Annotated in this window: 13 protein-coding genes; 7 read left to right on the forward strand and 6 right to left on the reverse strand. The window is 68.8% G+C overall.

What is annotated here, in order from left to right:
- Positions 1–320: 320 nt before the first annotated feature.
- Genes OG504_RS02110 through OG504_RS02135 form a run of 6 tightly spaced genes read right to left on the reverse strand, consistent with a single transcriptional unit; the run spans position 321 to position 9,881 of the window.
- The gene (locus OG504_RS02110; RefSeq protein WP_405988102.1) at positions 321–1,685 is read right to left on the reverse strand and encodes a condensation domain-containing protein; all 1,365 of its coding nucleotides are present in this window, start codon (positions 1,683–1,685) and stop codon (positions 321–323) included.
- Entirely contained in the window at positions 1,685–4,066 is a 2,382-nt protein-coding gene (locus OG504_RS02115; protein WP_405988103.1) for a non-ribosomal peptide synthetase, read from the reverse strand. The genes OG504_RS02110 and OG504_RS02115 overlap by 1 nt, the downstream gene beginning before the upstream one ends.
- The gene (locus tag OG504_RS02120) at positions 4,063–5,325 is read right to left on the reverse strand and encodes an MFS transporter (RefSeq protein WP_405988104.1); all 1,263 of its coding nucleotides are present in this window, start codon (positions 5,323–5,325) and stop codon (positions 4,063–4,065) included. The genes OG504_RS02115 and OG504_RS02120 overlap by 4 nt, the downstream gene beginning before the upstream one ends.
- Positions 5,322–7,124 carry an amino acid adenylation domain-containing protein gene (locus tag OG504_RS02125; RefSeq protein WP_405988105.1) on the reverse strand — a complete coding sequence of 601 codons (1,803 nt, stop codon included), beginning with the start codon at positions 7,122–7,124 and terminating at the stop codon, positions 5,322–5,324. The genes OG504_RS02120 and OG504_RS02125 overlap by 4 nt, the downstream gene beginning before the upstream one ends.
- Complete coding sequence (locus OG504_RS02130) at positions 7,121–8,680, reverse strand: carbamoyltransferase C-terminal domain-containing protein (RefSeq protein ID WP_405988106.1); 1,560 nt, start codon at positions 8,678–8,680, stop codon at positions 7,121–7,123. Before OG504_RS02130 ends, OG504_RS02125 begins: the two co-directional genes overlap by 4 nt.
- A 31-nt stretch (positions 8,681–8,711) precedes the next feature.
- A complete protein-coding gene (locus OG504_RS02135; RefSeq protein WP_405988107.1) occupies positions 8,712–9,881 on the reverse strand; it encodes a hypothetical protein in 1,170 nt (389 codons plus the stop codon).
- Between the two features lie 478 nt (positions 9,882–10,359).
- On the opposite strand from OG504_RS02135, the gene OG504_RS02140 reads away from it, so the two are divergent.
- Genes OG504_RS02140 through OG504_RS02170 form a run of 7 tightly spaced genes read left to right on the forward strand, consistent with a single transcriptional unit; the run spans position 10,360 to position 17,254 of the window.
- On the forward strand, positions 10,360–11,079 hold the full coding sequence (locus OG504_RS02140) for a tRNA-dependent cyclodipeptide synthase (protein WP_405988108.1): 720 nt from the start codon (positions 10,360–10,362) through the stop codon (positions 11,077–11,079).
- A gap of 2 nt (positions 11,080–11,081) precedes the next feature.
- Positions 11,082–12,062, forward strand: coding sequence for a 2OG-Fe(II) oxygenase family protein (locus OG504_RS02145; RefSeq protein ID WP_405988109.1), 981 nt, complete (start codon positions 11,082–11,084; stop codon positions 12,060–12,062).
- On the forward strand, positions 12,059–12,946 hold the full coding sequence (locus tag OG504_RS02150) for a 2OG-Fe(II) oxygenase family protein (RefSeq protein WP_405988110.1): 888 nt from the start codon (positions 12,059–12,061) through the stop codon (positions 12,944–12,946). Before OG504_RS02145 ends, OG504_RS02150 begins: the two co-directional genes overlap by 4 nt.
- The gene (locus OG504_RS02155; RefSeq protein ID WP_405988111.1) at positions 12,943–14,463 is read left to right on the forward strand and encodes a cytochrome P450; all 1,521 of its coding nucleotides are present in this window, start codon (positions 12,943–12,945) and stop codon (positions 14,461–14,463) included. Before OG504_RS02150 ends, OG504_RS02155 begins: the two co-directional genes overlap by 4 nt.
- On the forward strand, positions 14,460–15,428 hold the full coding sequence (locus OG504_RS02160; RefSeq protein WP_405988112.1) for a 2OG-Fe(II) oxygenase family protein: 969 nt from the start codon (positions 14,460–14,462) through the stop codon (positions 15,426–15,428). Before OG504_RS02155 ends, OG504_RS02160 begins: the two co-directional genes overlap by 4 nt.
- 9 nt (positions 15,429–15,437) lie before the next feature.
- Positions 15,438–16,340 carry a 2OG-Fe(II) oxygenase family protein gene (locus tag OG504_RS02165; RefSeq protein WP_405988113.1) on the forward strand — a complete coding sequence of 301 codons (903 nt, stop codon included), beginning with the start codon at positions 15,438–15,440 and terminating at the stop codon, positions 16,338–16,340.
- Positions 16,337–17,254 carry a 2OG-Fe(II) oxygenase family protein gene (locus OG504_RS02170; RefSeq protein ID WP_405988114.1) on the forward strand — a complete coding sequence of 306 codons (918 nt, stop codon included), beginning with the start codon at positions 16,337–16,339 and terminating at the stop codon, positions 17,252–17,254. The genes OG504_RS02165 and OG504_RS02170 overlap by 4 nt, the downstream gene beginning before the upstream one ends.
- The last annotated feature ends 567 nt before the right edge of the window (positions 17,255–17,821 follow it).

The raw sequence follows: 17,821 nt of genomic DNA on the forward strand, positions 1-17,821 counted from the left end.
CGCCGAGCAGAGAACTACCGCGTCGGCCGCGTGTTCCTGGCCGGCGCCGCCGCCCCGACGGGACGCATGACCGAAACCCTGCTGGAGACCTACGAGTCCGAACGTCCCCGGCACTCAGGTCCTCGCCACCAGGACCGCGTGCTCGGACGGATGCGACACACGGGATCGGTGCCGCAGAGCGACGATGCGCCGACACGGAGTAGGAGAGCAAGAGTTCACCAGATATGTCATGAGCAAGTCATGGTTGAGTCATGAAGTCCCATTGATTGCGATGCCCCGGCAATATGAAGGCCCAGATATCGGGAGCATCAGCGAGCCACTCACACCGGCGGCACGTTGTCTTCCAGAAGCGACACGAACTCGGCGGCCATGCGGCGCACCTCTTCCCGGCGGAGGAGGCCGGTGCGGTAGACGAAGTCCGCGAGGACACTGTCGCCCGTCTCTGCCAGATCGAGTACGAGATCGTAGGCGGTGGTCCCGGTTTCCAAGACCATCGGCCGGACGTCGAGGGCCGTGAGGCGGGGAATGTCCTCCCTGTGAGGCTGCAGAGAGAAGGCCACTCTGGACAACGGGTCGCCCCCCGGGCCGCGTTCGGGGTTTACGGCGCGGACGACATCGGCGAGGGGAACGTCATCGTGGGTGAGGGCTTCGACGACCGTGTCGCGGACACGGGACAGGACCTCGGGGAACCCGACCGGGTCCGGCAGGTCGGTACGCAGAGCCAAGGTGTTGCTGAAATAGCCCACGGTTTCGTGGAAGGCGCTGGATCTGCGGTTGGCCACGGGTGTCCCGACAACCAGGTCGTGCTCGGTCGTGTGCCGCCGCAGCATGGTCAGGAAGACCGCGAGGAGCACCATGAAGGACGTGGTCCGCGTCCGACGGCAGAAAGCCGACAGGTTCCGAACGGTGGCAGGCGGAAGGGTCAAACGCACGGTGTCCGCCGCGTCGGACTCCGACTGGCGCTCGCCGAGAAGGGCCGGCGTGCCCCGGGGGGCAGCGAGCGCGCCCCGCCAGTAGTCCAGTCCGTCACGCACGGAGGAGGACGCGGCGTGCACCTCTTCCCAGGCGATGAAGTCCCGGTAGGCGGTGGTCTCAGGCAGCGCGTCGCAATGGCCGTGAGCGTGGAGTTCGTAGAGGAGCAGCAGGTCACGTACGAGCAGGTCACTGGACCACGCGTCGGTGATCGAGTGGTGCATGCGCAACAGGAGAAACGCGTCCTCCGCGGCGACCTCCGTCAGCACGGCCTCGAAGAGCGGCCCCCGGGACACGTCGAAAACTCGCCCGGCCGCCTCGCGGACCTGGCCGAGGGCCTCGCCAGAGCAGGCGGCGGTGCGGTGGGCGAGGTGGTGGACGTGCCGCGGCGACCGTCTCGGCAGCAGTTGTACGGGACGGCCGCCGACGGTGGCGTAACGGGTACGCAGCATCTCGTGCCGGGCCACCAGCCCGTCCACGGCCGAGCGGAGCGCCTGGTGGCGCAGCGGGCCCTGGACACGCAGCAGACGACTGACCGTGTATGCCGACGAGGCCGGGTGGAACTGCTCCAGGAACCAGAGCCGTTGCTGACCGCTGGACAGAGGCAGCAGTTCTCCGTTGTCCGCCTCGCCGAGCAGCGTGTTCAGACGTCGCGTCTTGCGCTGTAGCTCGTGCGAGGCGCCGGCACGGGCGACGAGGGGAAGAAGGGGCATCACGTCCCGGCCTCCGGTTCTTCGAGTTCTTCGAGTTCTTCGAGCATCGCCAACAGGACGTCCGCTTCACTTTCCGACAGCCGTCGAGGTCGTGAGACCGCCCGCGCCCCGGCACGTGAGCTGTCGTCCGGGGGCGTCGATCTCAGTTCCTCGATCTGCCGGGCGATCCGCGCAGGCGTCGGGTGCCGGAACGCCTCGGCGAAGTTCGGCCGTGCTCCGCACTCTGCCTCGATCCGGGAGAGCAGATGAATCAGTACGAGCGAATGCCCGCCGAGGTCGACGATGTCGTCGTCGGGGGTGAGCGCGGCACGGCCCAGCAGGAGTCCCGCCAGTTCGCCCACCCGTTGTGCCGTCGCGCCTGCGGATCCGGCGTCTTCGTGGGACATCCGTGTCGGGGGCGGCAGCGCGGCCCTGTCCACCTTCCCGTTGGCGGTGACCGGGAGATGGTCCAGCACCAGCACCCGGCTGGGCACCATGGCCCGGGGCAACTGGTCGATCGCCCAGTGACGCAACAGGCGTTCGGGCTCGTCGGCGGGGGACCGGAGGGTGACGTAGGCCGTGAGGCGTACGACGCCCTGCTCCCGCAGACCGACCACCACGCAGTCCTCGACGAGGGGGTGTCGGGCCAGGGCCGCCGCGACCTCGGCCGGGTTGACCCGGGTGCCATGGATCTTGACCTGGTGGTCCAGGCGGCCCAGGATCTCCAGCTGGCCGTCCGCCCGGTAGCGCCCCAGGTCGCCGGTGCGGTACACCAGATCGTCGGGGTCCGCGCGAGCCGCGTTGCGGACGAAACCGGCACGGTCGTCGGGTACCAGGGCGTGATGGGGAGTGCGGACGCAGATCTCACCGATCTCACCGATTCCGCACATGCCGTGCGGCCCGAGCACCAGCGCCTGCGCACCCGGCATGGCCGTGCCGACCGGCTGGATGCCGGGGGACGGTTCGCCGGGCACCGGGTAGAAGCACTTGGCCTGCGTGGTCTCTGTCGGGCCGTACAGGTTCACCAGCTCGGCGCCGACCGCCAGATGCCGGCGCCAGGCTCGCACGAGGGAGTCGGTGAGCGGTTCCCCGGCGAAGAACGTCAGCCGCAGCCGGTCCAGGCGTGGTGTTACGGCTGCGGTGAGCCACCGTGCCGTCAACGATGGAACGGCGTGCAGGACGGTGACCCGTTCGCGGGAGAGCCAGGCGAGGACGGCGTCGGGCGAGGCAAGGGTCTCTTCCTCGGGCACACACAGGACGGCTCCGGTGGTCAGGGGCAGCAGAACGTCCCGGAGAAAGGGGTCGAAGGAAGGAGCGACGACCTGCGCGACACGATCCCGCGAGGTGACGGCGAACCGTCGTGCCTGCCAGTCGAGGAAATGGAGCAGCCCGCTGTGCCGACCCCACACCGCCTTTGGCTCGCCCGTCGTGCCGGAGGTGAAGAAAACATAGGCCAGACCGTCGGGGGCCGGGATCGCCTCGGGCACCGCCGACTCCGGTCCGGATCCCCAAGGACGTGTGCCGACGGCGGCCGTCATCGCGTCCACCAGCAGGCTGACGCGGAGTGCCCCGCACGGCTCCGTGGCTTCGTCCTCGCACCGGGCTGCCGATCCGCCGAGCACGATCTCGGCCGTGGCCGAGGCCTGTGTCATGAGCCGGCGCCGCCGGGCCGGTGGCAGCCGTGCGTCGACCGGCAGGAACACCGCGCCGGCCAGCATGATGCCGACGAGTGACGCGATCAGCCCCGGGCCGCGTACCGCGCGGACGGCCACGACATCCCCCGCCGCGACCCCGGCATCGCGCAGGGCGACCGCGACACGGCCGGCCCGTCGGGCCAGCTCGGAGCGGGTCCAGGTGCCCGCAGCCGACTCGATCGCCGGGGCATCGGGGTGTCGAGCTGCGTGGTCCAGGAACAGGGAGAGCGCGGTGGCCGAGGCCGCCTGGCCCGAGGAGTCCGAGACGGCCTTCGACGGGTCGGGCAGCAGCTTCGCGGCTTCTTCTGTGAGCAGGGAGAAGGTGTGCGGCGACCGGTCCGGTTCAGCCGTCGCCCGGCGAAGCAACTGCACATACTGCGCGGCCAGTTCGGACGGCGGAGCCGGGGAACCGATCGGGCACGGGACCCGGACGGTCGGCCCGCTGTCCGTGACATCGTCGGGTACGGAGCCGCCGTCCACGGCATGACGCAGCCGTTCGCGGCATGAGTACTCCGGGTGTGTGTCGTCCTCCGCCGTGCCGGGCCCGCCGTGCCGGAGCGTCAGCACCCGGAGCAGCGTGCGCAGCACCGTGTTCCGCCCGACACCGCACTCCTCGGCGAGATGGTCGAGCGGCGCGAGGAGATCCGACGACAGCGTGACCTCGACATCGGACGCCTGGTGGACGGACACCTCATGACCGAGCGTCATGGGGCACCGTCCCGGGCCGTGCCGTACGCGAGGAGTTCGGTTCTGGTCGCTGCGGTGGTGTCCGGTGGACCTACCCGGCGGATGGCCGACGTCGACGCCGAGGCCAAACAGAGCACCACGACCAGCAGAGCGGCGGTGACCAGCGCCGGGGTGGAACCCCAGGCGGCGACGGCGAGCGGTGCGAACAACAGGGCCAGTGACTGGGCTGCCAGCGAGGAGAGCCAGCCGTAGGACGTGACCCGTGCCAGGGCCTCGTGCGGGATGCGGGCCTGCACCAGCGTGGCCCAGAACGGACTGACAGCGCCCAGTACCGCCCATGACAGGCCGTAGGCGGCGACGATCAGTGGCGCCGGGGCCCAGACCGCGAAAAGGGTGAGCGGAAGAGCGAAGACCGCCAGGACGGTGTTGCCGATGAACAGCGGCCGTCTCGGCCGGAACCGGGAGGCGAGCAGTGATCCGCCGAGCAGTCCGACACCACCTGCCTGGACGCACGCCACCCAGACCGCCTCGCCGTGGTGCCGGGCGGCGGTCAACGGGCCGAGCGTGATGAGCACTTGGTCCGCGAAGTTCACGCCACCGTGCGCGACGAGCGTGATCCAGTACCAGTTCCGGGACCGGATCTCTTTCCAGCCGGTGGCGAGATCGGCCCACGCGGACGCACCGCGCACACCGGCGGGCCCTCGGTGGATCCGGATGGCCGCGAACGTGGCGGCTCCGAATCCGAAGGCGAGGGCGTCGATGAGGAACACCCAGCCGGGGCTGACCGTGAGCACGATGCCGCCCGCGGCCAATGGCCCCAGCAGCAGGGCGGTTCCCTGTCCCGTCGCCATCAGCGCGTTGGCCCGCTGCCGCGCCCGCTCGTCTCGCACGACGGCTGCCACCAGGGGCGACGCGGCGCACATCGAGATCGCGGACGCGACCCCGGCGAGCACCTCCATGGCGGCGATGGCGGTGACACCCGGCTGCCCGGACAGGAGTTGCACCCCGACGAAGGCCTGCACCCCGCACCGTACGAGATCCGCCGAGCAGGCCAGACGCCGCAGGTCGTAGCGGTCCACAAGCACCCCGGCCAGGGGCAGCGCCACCATACGGGCCCCCACCGCGCAGGAAAGGACCGTCGCAAGGGAGCCGACCGAACCCGTCACGTCGAGGATCGCGAACCCCAGGGCCACTGGCATCAGCGCGTCGCTCAGGGAGACCGCCGAGCGGCCCAGCAGCAGCCAACGGAAGGACCCGGGCAGGGCGGGGCGATCCGTCACGGCCCTTCCCCTTCCGCCGCCGAGGCGCTGACCAGGGCGGCGATGGTGGGGCCTGCGAACAGCGCGGGCATGCTGATCTCCACCCCCTGCTCCTGGGCCAGGGCGATCATCTCGACGGCCAGCATGGAGTCGCCGCCCAGGGAGAAGAAGTTGTCGTCGGGGCGGACCTGGTCGAGCTCCAGCAGTTCGGCCCAGATCCCGGCGAGCAGCGCGCCGGCCGCGCTGTCCACCGGCCGGGCACCGCCGGATTCCGCAGGGACTTGCCGGGCCGGTGCCGGCAGGGCGGCGAGGTCGAGCTTGCCGCTCGTGGTCAGCGGAAACCGTTCCACCGCGACGAAGACGGCCGGAATCATGTGTTCCGGGAGCCGCTCCGTCAGCGCGGCCCGGATCGCGGCGGCGGTCTCCCGGCCGTCGTCCAGGGCTTCCCGCCGGGGAATCCAGTGGCACACCAACTGCCGTACCCCGGACGTGTTCTCGCGTACGGTGACCACCGCGTCGGCGACCTCCCGGTGGAGTTTCATGGCCGCCTCCACCTCGCCGGGCTCGATCCGGAAGCCGCGCAGCTGGACCTGGGAGTCGGCCCGGCCATGGAAGACCAGGTCACCGTCCACGTCGTGCGACGCGAGGTCCCCGGTGCGATACATCCGGGCATCGGGCGGACCGAACGGGTCCGGAACGAAACGCTGTTCGGTCAGCTCGGGCCGGTTCAGGTAGCCGCGGCCGATGCCGTCCCCACCGATGTGGACCTCGCCGGTGGCGCCATCGGAGACGGGTTTGCCGTCCTCGTCGAGCAGATGGACCCGGGTACCCGGCAGCGGTCGGCCGATCGAGCAGGCAGCCCGCTCGGCGTCCGCGTACCGGATGGGGTGGACGGTCGAGACGACGGTCGACTCGGTGAGGCCGTACATGTTGAACAGCCGGGGTGACGCGTCGCCGTAGTGCTCGAACCAGGGGCGCAGGAGCGACGGTTGGAGGCTTTCACCGCCCAGGGCGAGCACGCGCAGGTCCGTCACGGGGAACCGGGCACGCTCCGCCGCGCGCAGCAACTGGCGGAATGCCGAGGGGGTCTGACCGGTTACGGTCACCCGCTCCCGCAGCAGCAGGTCCAGAAATGCGTCGGGGTCGCGGCTCAGTTCGTACGGGACGACGACGAGCCGACCGCCGAGCAGGAGCGGTCCCCAGGTCTCCCACACCGAGAAGTCGAAGGCCACGGAGTGGAACAGAGTCCACACGTCCTGCCCGGAGAAGTCGAGTCGGTCCTGGCAGGCACGGAGCATGCGGACCACTGCCGCGTGCGTGACCGGCACGCCTTTCGGGCGGCCCGTCGAGCCGGAGGTGTGGATGATGTACGCCGTGCAGGCCGGGTCGGCCGTGGGGAGCGGCACGCCCGGCTCGATCGCCGGCACCGGGCCGGCCACCGGCACCGTGCGGACGCCGTCGTCGGGGAACCCGCCGACGACCAGGGACGCACCGGTGTCGTCGAGTACCGATCGCAGACGCTCGGCGGGGTGCCGGGGGTCCAGCGGCACATAGCAGGCGCCCGACTTCAGGACACCAAGCAGGCCCACGATCAGGTCGATGTCACGCTCCAGGCACACGCCGACCGGTACTTCGGGGCCGGCGCCCAGAGCCCGGAGCCGGTGGGCGAGACGGTCCGCCGCCGCGTCCAGTTCGGCGTAACTCAGGCTGCCCCTCCCGTCGGACACCGCGGTCCGCCCCGGGTGGAGTGCCGCCGTGCGGGCGAACAGCGTGTGCAGGCACTCCGCCGTCCTCAGGTCCTGCCAGGTCTGTGTGGTCATGCGGCGGCGCCCCGGCGCGAGTACCAGTCGTCGCCGACGACCATGTCGTCGATTCCGCGTGCCTCGCAGTACTCGACCAGGTCGGACATCCGGTTGATGAAGCCCCGGCCGTTGAAGTTGAGGGAGGTGTTGCACAGGACTCCGGCACCCCGCTCCCGCGCGAACGCGGAGAGCAGGGTGTGGAGTTCGGCGTTGTCCGTGCGGCTGACGGTCTGGACGCGCGCGCTGCCGTCGACATGCGTGACGGCGTGCAGTTCGCTGCTCTTGACCTTGCGGAAGTAGAGCATGTACGGGTCGTCGAAGTCGCCTTCGAACAGGTCGCCGACATCCTCCGCACGGCAGCAGGGGGCGATGGGCCGGTAGTCCTCGCGGGCCTTGATCTCGTTGAGCCGGTCGCGGGTTCGTGCGGTGAAGGGCTCGGCCAGCAGGGAGCGGTGTCCGAGGGCGCGCGGCCCGATCTCCCAGCGGCCCTGCACCCAGGCGACGACCCGTCCGGCCGACAGTGTCCGGGCGAGCCGGTGGTGGTCCAGGGGCCGGTGCGACCACACGGAACTGTCCGGGATGCTGTCCCGGTCGAACGGCAGGCCCCCGTAGACGTTCCAGTCCACGGTGTAACGGCCTGTCGTGTGGTGGAGGGCGTCGACGGCGGTTCCGATGGCCGATCCGGAGTCGTTGGTGCACGGGGGCACGAACACCGACGAGAAGTGGTCGGACTGCCGCCACAGACCGTTCCAGTCACAGTTGAGGCCACAGCCGCCTGAGATCAACAGAGGTGTCCCCGCTGGGAGTTGACGCCGGGCAGTGTCCTCGAAGAGCTGGAAGACGCGGCGGGTCAACAGGGCGGCGGCGGTCTTGGTGGCCTGGCTGGTGACCCCGGAGTCGTAGACCGGGGAGTCCCTGAAGTCGGTTTTCGGCAACGGTAGTTCGGAGGCCGGGTCCAGCAGCCGGTCGACGGTCGCCACGATGTCCGCGTCCGCGTCCTCGGCCCGTCCGAAAGCAGCCAGCGCCATGAGTTTGCCGCTGTCCTGGAACCGCTGATGCGTCGCGTCACTCGGGTAGGCGGGATCCGCGATGGCGAACAACTGCGCGTAGCGCACCCCGGGTTGGCTGAGCACCGGAATCGTCCTGACGATCCGGGCGTTCCGGTCGACGACGTAGTAGGCGCCGGTGTAGCCCTCCCACACGAGCACCGTACGGAACTCGGCGTCGGACTCCGGCGCGAGCCCGAGGGCCATCATGATGTGGGAGCGCTCGTGCGAGGAGGAGAAGTACCGCACGCGTTTGCCGAAGAAGTCCCTGAATCCGTCGTGGATCTCCTGCCCCTCGTAACCGGCACCGATGTGACGGTCGATCACACCTCTGCGGTACCAGCCGCCGAGCGCGATGACATCGGGGATGCCGTCGCACAGTTCGGCTGCCGACAGGACGGTGGCCGGGGTCAGTCCGGTGTAGCGGCGATAGGAGTCCTTCTCCGACTCCAGGGAGAACAGCAGCCTGCCGTCGCGGAGGGCTGCGATGCCGCCGTCGTGGCCGGGCTTGATTGCGAGTATCAACACGGTGGTGTCCCTTCGATCTCCGTGCGGAGGGTCAGCGGTTGCCGTGCAGGGCGAGACGGGCGATGCCCTTGACGAGTCCGTCGAGGAACGCGCGGGTCTCGCGGGGCGGGAAGAACCCGGGGCTGAACATCGCGCCGAGCCGCAACCGGCCGTCCGGGCCCGGCAGTACGACGATGTGGAGCCCGTCGATGTCACCGGGCTCGGTGCTCTCCTCCGTCGCGACCTCGTACTTGCCGCCGATGTCGTGCGCAACGAAGTTCACGACCAGTTGCATGCGCCGCCGCTCCTGCGGGATCTCGTTCTCGGCAGCCGGCGGGCAGGTGGCTCGGATCCATCCGATGGGGGTCGTGTGGAACTCCAGCAGCTGTGCCCACACGGCCGTCGTGGGTGTCAACGAGCGCTGGGCGTCCGGCAGTTCGGGGTGTGAGAGCCGGACCGGGAAGGAGTCGGCGAGCCAGCCCAGCGTGTTGAGGTGTCCGGCGGGGCGGCCGTTGCTGATCACGCGCAGAGTGATGTCGTCCGTGCCGGCCTCCTGTGCGGTGACACTGGCGACGGCGGTGAGGACGAGCAGGAAGGGGCTGACGCCGAGCCGGGCCGCTCCGGCGCGCAGCGCGGCGGCGGACAGCGGCACCGGCAGGTTCACGGAGGTGATCCGCGCCGGGGTGCCGGGCGGGGGAACACCGGCGAAGGGCAACGCGGTCGGCCGGTCGACGGACGTGCCGGCCAGATGGCGGTGCCAGAACTCGCGGGCGGGACTGGTCGGCCGGGGATCGTCCCACGGGTAGTGGGCGTGCTGCCGGGTGACCCAGTCCCGGTAGCTCCTGCGGGCCGCCGTGCGGCCGGGGGCGCCGGCCTGGGCCGTCAGCTCCTGCTCGATGAGGTGCATGCTGCGGCCGTCGGTGACGAAGTGGTCGAACATCGCGTGCAGGGTGCGCGCTCTGCGGCCGTGGTCGTCGGGGTGGTCGAAGACCGTCATCCGCCAGAGCGGAGTGCCGTCCCGGTCCAACCAGTTGTCCGGTTGCCGGCCGGCCAGGGACAGCATCTCGGCCTGCGACCCGCAGGACCGGAAACGCAGCGGCAGGTCGATCCGGTCGGCGTAGCCGGCCCAACCGCCGTCGAGCAGCGACGCGTCGGTGATCCGCAGCGCTTCTTCGCGGTGCACGATGCGGGTCAGCCGCGCCCGCACCTCATCGTCCGACACCGTATCCGGGAGGGGGAAGAGACTCGCCACTCCCGCGTAGCGGCCATGGGCGGCCTCATCCCTCAGACGTGCGGTCTGCTGCCAGGACAGCGGGCCTCGTGTGCTCTCAACCGTTCCGGAAATGACACTTCTCCCTACTGCTGGACATTCGTACCAAGGACGAAAGAAGGGGGATGGGGAGAAGCAGAAGGAACACAGAAAGCACACACTCGACTGGGCCTGAGGTATGCCCGAAAACGCTCAGCGGATCTCGATGGGCCAGCGATGTGGCCTGACGCGGATCAACGACTGCGCTCAACGAGCATGGCACGCGTCGCTGAGGTTGTCCACACCCCCTCACCCCGACCTGACGGCCGCTCACTTCGCAACAGAGCGTTCATAATCGAAAGCTTGACGCTCGGTCCGACGGCCATTTAGCGTCCTTTGGCGTAGCGATCAACTTTCGGTAACACCCCGTCATCACAGGATGGGTTGATTCATGCCGTTCGATGTGTCAGGAAGTAAAACCCGCACCCGCTACAAGGCCGAGATCCAACGAGTGTCGCCACCTTCCAGGAGACAGAGCTACGACGAGCACGACCGCTGTTTTCTCGGCGTCAGCCTGGAGAACAGCAACTTCACCCCGGGGAAGCTCGCGAGCATGCTCGTCTGGATTTCCCGGCGGTTTTCCGACTGCACCGTGCTGATCGGTGACAGTATTCACCGCATCACCCTGGAGTCCACCCGTTCACTGAGCGGCGAGGCCGCGCTGACCGAGGCGATCCGTCTCGGCGACGAGTTCGTCGAGAACACCCGGGAGATCTTCGCGAGCCAGCGGGAAAACACCTCGTTCACCTTCCTGCGCTGCAGCGATGTTCAGCAGTGGGACGGCTACGGCGAACACCACCGGTATCTGCGGAAGTATTACGAGACGGATGCTGAATTCCGGGAGTCCGTGGACTCGTTCGGCCGCGGCTATCATGCAAAACGTTCCCTCGGAGTCGAGGCGACGGAAATGGACCGAAGGGTGAGCAGATCCTCCGACTACTTTCTGGAGGAGTTCGCGGTCTTCGCCTGCCTTGAGGAAAGAGGTATTCCCGTCATGGTCTATCCAGGATCCTTCAGCACACTTGCAGAGATCGCCGCTGGAACACATCCCGACGCTCCCGAAGAACTGCGTCGGCTGATCGTGGTGTCCTTACATCTGAAAGGACGTTGAAAGTGCCCTCGGAAATCCACCCAGATATCCGTCGCGGGCACGTCTACCGTGATGTCTATGCCAAACGGGCCGGCGACACCGTCGCAACCGAATCCGAACTGCCCGTGGCCGTACTGGAGCGGGCCCGTATCGAGGACGGCGAGCTCGTCTTCGACACCGCCGGCCGGCCGAGCGCCGGTGAACGCGCGCTGGCCGACGGCGTGTTCCTGCTCGAAATCCCGGACAGCCTGGACACCACGGCCGGAGACATCTTTTCCCGGCAGTTCCACCTGGGGCCCTCGACTGTCCCGTACGGACGCTTTCACGAGCTGCGGGCGGACCACTTCGACGACCCGCTGCTCGGATTTCATCAACGGGTGAACCAGATCGAGCAGTTTCTTCTGGAACGGCGTTTCTGGCAGCGGGACTTCCCGCCGGAGATCCTGGCTCTCGGGGAGGCGCTCACCCGGCTGTCCCGCCAGGTGCTGCGCTCAGTCCTCACCCATGTGGGCATACCGTCCGGGGACTGGGTGAAGGCGACCGGCGGCTGTTCCCGGGGAGCGGGCTCGTACCATCTGACCTTCAACCATTACCGGCCCGACCACACGTCGATCGGGCTCAGCTCGCACAAGGACGACGGCTTCGTCACCTTGCTGCGCACGACCGTGCCGGGACTTGAGGTGAACCGCCGCGACCGCTGGGAGGCCGTACGGCCGGACCCGGCCTGTCTCGTCGTCAACTTCGGCCTGGCGATGCAGATCCTGACCGCACGCGCGGCACGGCCGGTCGCCGCGATCATGCACCGGGTGGCGCGACAGGACCAGGACCGCTCCAGCTTCGGGCACTTCAGCTCCAGCCGCTGCGAACCCGGCGCCGACGACGGCATCTACCGCCACCTGCCGGGCACCGGCCTGGAACGCGTGTGTGGTTCGCGCGAACTCATCGAGGTCAACGACCACGAGATCTACGAGGGCACCGATATGCCGGAGGCGGGTACACCGTGACACCCCGATCACTGGCTCTCCAACGCGCCCGCACCCAGGGCGAGTCGGGCCTGGTCTTCGACACCGCAGGTGGCCTGACCCGGGCCGTGCACGACGGCTGCTTCCTGCTGGCCGTGCCCGCGCACATCGATCTGACACCCGGTGTACGACTGTGCCGCGAGTTCTACCGTCCGGTCGGGGACGGCGATCCCGCGACCGCCGGCTACCGCGGTTTCCGCGACCGGGACGTCTACTTCGACCGCGAACACTTCCAGACCGAGCACATCCTCACCGACGGCCCGGCTCGGATCGGTCGCTTCCCCGCCGAACTCACCGGCATGACCGACCACATGCACGCGTTGGCGCTGCTCGTTCTGCGCGCGGTCCTGACCGAGACGGGCATCGCCCCGGACCTGTGGAGCCGGGTCACCGCGGGCACCGTGGACGGACGCGGCACTCATTGGTTCGCCGCCAGCCACTACCGGCCCGAACGCGAACAGCCTGGCTGTGCGCCCCATCAGGACACCGGCTTCGTCACCGTGCTCTACATCGACCAGGAAGGCCTGGAAGCCCGGGTCGGGGACGAATGGGTCTCGGTGGACCCGGTGCCCGGCCACTTCCTGGTCAACTTCGGTGCCGCCTTCGAACTGCTCACGTCCGAGCTGCCGCGTCCCGTCACTGCGGTACTGCACCAGGTGCGCCGGACCCGGCCGACGCCCGGGGGCGAGGACCGCTTCTCCTTCGCCGCGTTCGCGAACCCGCCCGCGACCGGCGAGCTCTACCGCATACGTGCCGACGGCTCAGCCACTCCGGTGCAGAGTGTGGAGGAGTTCCTGCGCGACTTCAACGACCGGACCTGGAAAGACCGTCACACGGACTTCGGCATCACCGCGGGGCGACCATGACCGGCGCCGACGACCGGGACACCGGCCCGGCGGACCGCGGCACGGGCCCGGCCCTGGACCTGCTGGCCCGCATCTGGCCTCCCGCCGCCGCCCGAGCCGCGTTCCGCGGAGTCTTCGCCCATCACCGCGGCGGCGATCCGCTCACCGGTCACGGCAGGGCGTTCCACGCGGCCACCGTCGAGCGGGGCGAGCCGGCTTCCAGCTACTTCAGGTCCTCCGGGATCACCGCCTGCGCCGAGGCCAACGGTGGCATCTGCACCTTCCGTCTGGGCCGTCGCATCGCCTTTTACCAGATCAGCAACACCCCACTGGCCGCCGACGACGACCTGGCACCGTCCACCGACAGCAACCGGGAGCTCTTCGGCGACTTCATGGGATCCCTCCCGAACGACCACCCCGACCGACCCGCCAAACGAGCCGCCGTCGAACGCAGCCTCGGCAACAGCCGTTTCGTCGACGCCCTCGAACCCGACATCCGCCGGCACGCCGCGACATGGCTCGCCGCCGCCGAGGGCCGCGAGGTCGCGCTCGACGACTTCGTCCTGTCCCTGGTGGCCCATGTGGACTCGCTCGTACCGGGAGTCCTCGACCTGACACACCGACCGCTGGACAGCTATCTGGCCTCGCCCGCCTACGGCCGGGTCCTGCGCGGCTTCTTCGACATCGCGTCCGACGTCATCAGTAACGTCAACCGCGCCGCGATGACGGAGTTCGACCTGATCGTGCCGTTCGTACGTGACCTCCTGCACGACAACATCGAGTCCCTGCAAGCCGCCCCCGCAGCCAACCTCGTCCGGCGCAGTTTCGCCCTGTGGGACCTCCCGCTCACCCGCGCCGGCGTCGGTGGGCTCGACCCCGCGCGGCTGAAGGAACTCGGCACCCTCATCGTGGCGACGTACGACACGACCGCACTCAGCCTCCTGTGGGCAATCGCCTATCTGCAGGACAACCCCGAGCACCGGCACAGCGTCATGGCCGAATCACGCGGCCCCCGTTCCGACGCACCCGGCCCTTCCGTCACCGACCACGCCGTCCTGGAGGCACTCAGGCTGGGCGGCAGCAACCCCACCGCGCTGTGGCGCCGCACCACCAGACCCATCCGACTCGAGCACCAGGGACGTACGACGACGATCCCGCCCGGCACCATGCTGTGGCTGGACCGCCGACGTGCCAACAAGGACGGTGCGGTCTTCCCGCGGCCCGCCGACTTCGACCCCGGCAACATCAAGGCCATCCACCGGTCGCCCCGCGAGACGGTCTCGTCCCTACTGTCCCGCAACCGGTACGAGATCAACTCCTTCAGCATGGTCAACACCGACCGGAACCCCAGGAAGTGCCCAGGCCGTCTGTTCTCCGTACGCGTGCAGTCCTTACTGCTGTCCGAGCTGTACGGGCACTACGACGTCACCACGCACGGCACCGATCTGACCCTCCGCCGCCACTCGTCCATGCCACGTCCCGCGCGGGCCGGAACCGTGCTCATCCGGACCGCCCACGAACAGGGAGCCACCGGATGACACCCCGCCCCGAGTCCCCCGCAGGACTCGCCCGAACCTCGCGGACCCTGCGCGCCGTGGTACAACTGCCCGCCATGCCCGGTGAGCACGAGGCGGCGCGCACCTACCCGCCGATCGCGCTGGAGCGCGCCCGGTTGGACGGAGAGCGCCTGGTCTTCGACCGCCCGGCCGGCTTCGACCAGGCCCTGGAACAGGGGTTCTTCCTCCTGCGCGTCCCGAACGCCGTGGACACTGCGCCCGGTGATCTGTTCGCCGCCCACTTCCATGAACCGGCCGCCGGGGATGCCCGGGACATCTACCGCGGCTACCGCGACATCCCGGTCCCCGGCGACTACCAGGGGTACTTCGACCGGGAGCACGACCAGTGGGAGAACTTCTACATCGAGACATCGAACTTCGCCCTGCTGCCCGACTCCGTCGCCCGGCTCGGCCGGGAGCTGTCCCGGCTCGGCATCCACGTCCTGCGCGCGGTCCTGGACCACGTCGGCATTCCCCGCCGGGAGTGGGCGAAGGTCACCGGAGGCCTGTCCGAGCACCAGGGACACCAGATGCTCGCCTTCAACCACTTCAGACCCGACAGACCGGTCCGCGGCTCCAAGTTCCACCGCGACTCCGGCTGGGTGACCGTCCTGCGTTCCACGGAACCCGGTCTGCTGGCCCTCATCGACGGCGACCTGCACGCGATCAACCCCGAACCCGGCTACTTCGTCGTCAACTTCGGCAGCTCCTTCGAGGTCCTCACCGAACGGCTGCCCCACCCGGTCCGGGCCAATGTCCACGGTGTCGCCCGTACCGAACGACAGCCGGGCCAACCCCACCGGACCTCGTACGTGATCTTCCTCGACTCCGACCTCGCCGGAACGATCTACCGCTACCAGGACGGCGAACCACAGGCCGTGCAGTCGGTCGCGGACTTCGCCGTCCAAGAGGTCAGCCGCACCTACGACGACAACAGCGAACTGTAGGAGGCCACCATGCCGGAATCCGTCACGCACATCCGAGAGACCCTGGAACTGCCCTACGCCGAGGTGCGCGGCGACCGACTCGCCTTCGACCGTCCGGACGACGCGGCGCGCGCACTCGCCATCGGCGCCTTCTTCGTGAAGATACCCGAGCACCTGGATGTCCGTCCGGGACTCGAACTCGCCCGCAACTTCTACGAACCCGCCGACCCCGGCCGCCCGGGCGACCGTTACCGCGGCCACCGGGCGGAGGAGCACGCCGACTCCAAGCTCGGCTACTCCGACCGGCCCGACCAGGTCGAGCAACTCCAGTTGGAGAGCGCCCACTGGGACACGTACCTGCCGGCCGAAGTCACCACGCTGCTGCGGGAGATGGAGGCCATCACCGTCGCCACCCTGTACGGGGTGTTCGAGGCGGCCGGCCTTCCGGAGAGCGACTGGGAGATCATCACGGGCGGCGCCCGCGAGGGCACAGGATGGTGCCATTCGACCGTCAACCACTACCGCGCGAGTCTCAGCGGCCGCGCCGGAATCGTCCACCACACGGACAGCGGGTTCATCACCCTCCTCTATGCCGACCAACCGGGCCTGGAGGTACAGGTCGAGGGCGGCCGGTGGCTGCCGGTGGACGTCAAGGAGCGCCACTTCATCGTCAACCTCGGCGACGGTCTGGACATCCTCACCAGGCGGCTGCCCCGACCGGTGACGGCGGTGATCCACCGCGTTCCGGAGAGCAGTCCGGATCAGCGGCCCGACGGCGACCGCTCGTCGTTCACCGTGTTCATCGGACCGAGGTACGACATGCCGTTGTACCAGTACGACGCCGACCAGGTCCTCGGTGAGTACCAGGGCTTCCGGGACTTTTCCGTCGACAAGGCGAAGAAGCTCGGCTACGAGTTCCACCCACGCCTTTGAGTACCGCCCCGAGCGGCGACGAGCGGCTACGCGGCTGGGACTGGCAGCGGGCCCGACTGTCCGCCGGCGAGCTGCACTTCGAGAACCCCGACGGCCTCTCCCACGCTCTCGGCGACGGCTTCTTCTTCGTCGACCAGCCCTCGCACCAGGACCTGTCCGCAGGTGACAGGTTCGCCCGCTCCTTCTACCTCCCCGCGGCCGGTGACCCGTATCGCGGCTACGCGGACCGGACCGCCGGTCAGCTCGGCGAGCACCAGGGTTACTACCGTCGCGAGGCCGACCAGACCGAGCAGTTCTTCCTGGAGAGCCGCAACTGGCAGGCGGTCTACCCGCCCGCGCTCGTCGAACAGGCCCTCGGGATGCGGGCGTTGGCACTGGACATCCTGAGGGCCGTTCTCTCCCACATCGACCTGCCCCCGAGCCTGTGGGACGAGGCCACCGGACACAGCCTCGCCGGACAGGGGACCTACACCCTGACGTTCAACCACTTCCGGCCCGAGGTGCGTGCCCGCGGGCTCAACGTTCACAAGGACTCGGGTTGGGTGACGGTGCTGCGTTCCCTCGAACCCGGCCTGGAGGTCCACCGCGACGGAGGCTGGTACCCCATCGACCCCGTCCCGGGCACCTTCATCGTCAACTTCGGCTGTGCCATGGAAATCCTCACCCGGCACACCCGAACACCCGTCGCCGCCGTGGCCCACCGCGTGACGGAACAGCCTCCGGTCCGTCCCGCATCCGGTGGAGACCGGTTCTCGTACGCGCTGTTCGTCGACAGCAGCCTGGACGAGACCGCATGCCCGGGCCTCTTCCGTTATGAACCAGGCGTCGGGCTGAACCTGGAGATGAGCTTCGCGACGTTCCTCTCGGACATCCTGCGCAACACATATCAGGAGGACACATCCGGCCTGTACTGAGCATCCGCCGGTCGCCCCGATCTACCTCGGCCTCGCCCTCGACCTCGGAATCCTCAGCCTCTGGTGGACGCGCCGCCACCTGACCTGACGCGACGTTCAGATGCGTTGCAGGGAATCGACAAACCCATGGCGCCCCGATCAGCAACCACCACCGGCGCCACAATCCGCCCCATGCGCCGACGCCGCACAGATGGCCACCACTTGGCCACCCCATCCTCCGCGGATACTGTCCACCCATTCAGCAGAACATGAGAAAACCGCGGGTCAGAACCACGTATTCGGATCACGGACGCAAAACCACTGCCAGATAGTGAACCTCTGACCTACGCATTACACGCACAGCCTCAAGAAGCCCTAGGGCGCGCATATTCCAAGGTCAAGAAAACAAAGAAACCACAGGTCAAAGGCATGACCTACGGTTTCCCTTGGAGCCGCCTTCGGGATTCGAACCCGAGACCCACGCACTAGGAGCGCGGCACGCTCCGCCTGGTCGACGTAGAGGAGCATGGCCGGCGCCGCCGGAATCGGCGAACTCGCCGTAGGCGTCGCGGAGTTCGGTGCGTCCGG

Origin of the sequence: Streptomyces sp. NBC_00986 (genome assembly GCF_045162565.1) — a bacterium.
Taxonomy (GTDB): Bacteria; Actinomycetota; Actinomycetes; order Streptomycetales; family Streptomycetaceae; genus Streptomyces.

Bases quoted from the DNA above. Each gene is read 5' to 3' on its own strand.
- OG504_RS02110 (WP_405988102.1), bottom strand. From the start codon at position 1,685: ATGCCCCTTCTTCCCCTCGTCGCCCGTGCCGGCGCCTCGCACGAGCTA.
- OG504_RS02165 (WP_405988113.1), top strand. From the start codon at position 15,438: ATGCCGGAATCCGTCACGCACATCCGAGAGACCCTGGAACTGCCCTAC.
- OG504_RS02155 (WP_405988111.1), top strand. From the start codon at position 12,943: ATGACCGGCGCCGACGACCGGGACACCGGCCCGGCGGACCGCGGCACG.
- OG504_RS02125 (WP_405988105.1), bottom strand. From the start codon at position 7,124: ATGACCACACAGACCTGGCAGGACCTGAGGACGGCGGAGTGCCTGCAC.
- OG504_RS02160 (WP_405988112.1), top strand. From the start codon at position 14,460: ATGACACCCCGCCCCGAGTCCCCCGCAGGACTCGCCCGAACCTCGCGG.
- OG504_RS02115 (WP_405988103.1), bottom strand. From the start codon at position 4,066: ATGACGCTCGGTCATGAGGTGTCCGTCCACCAGGCGTCCGATGTCGAG.
- OG504_RS02140 (WP_405988108.1), top strand. From the start codon at position 10,360: ATGCCGTTCGATGTGTCAGGAAGTAAAACCCGCACCCGCTACAAGGCC.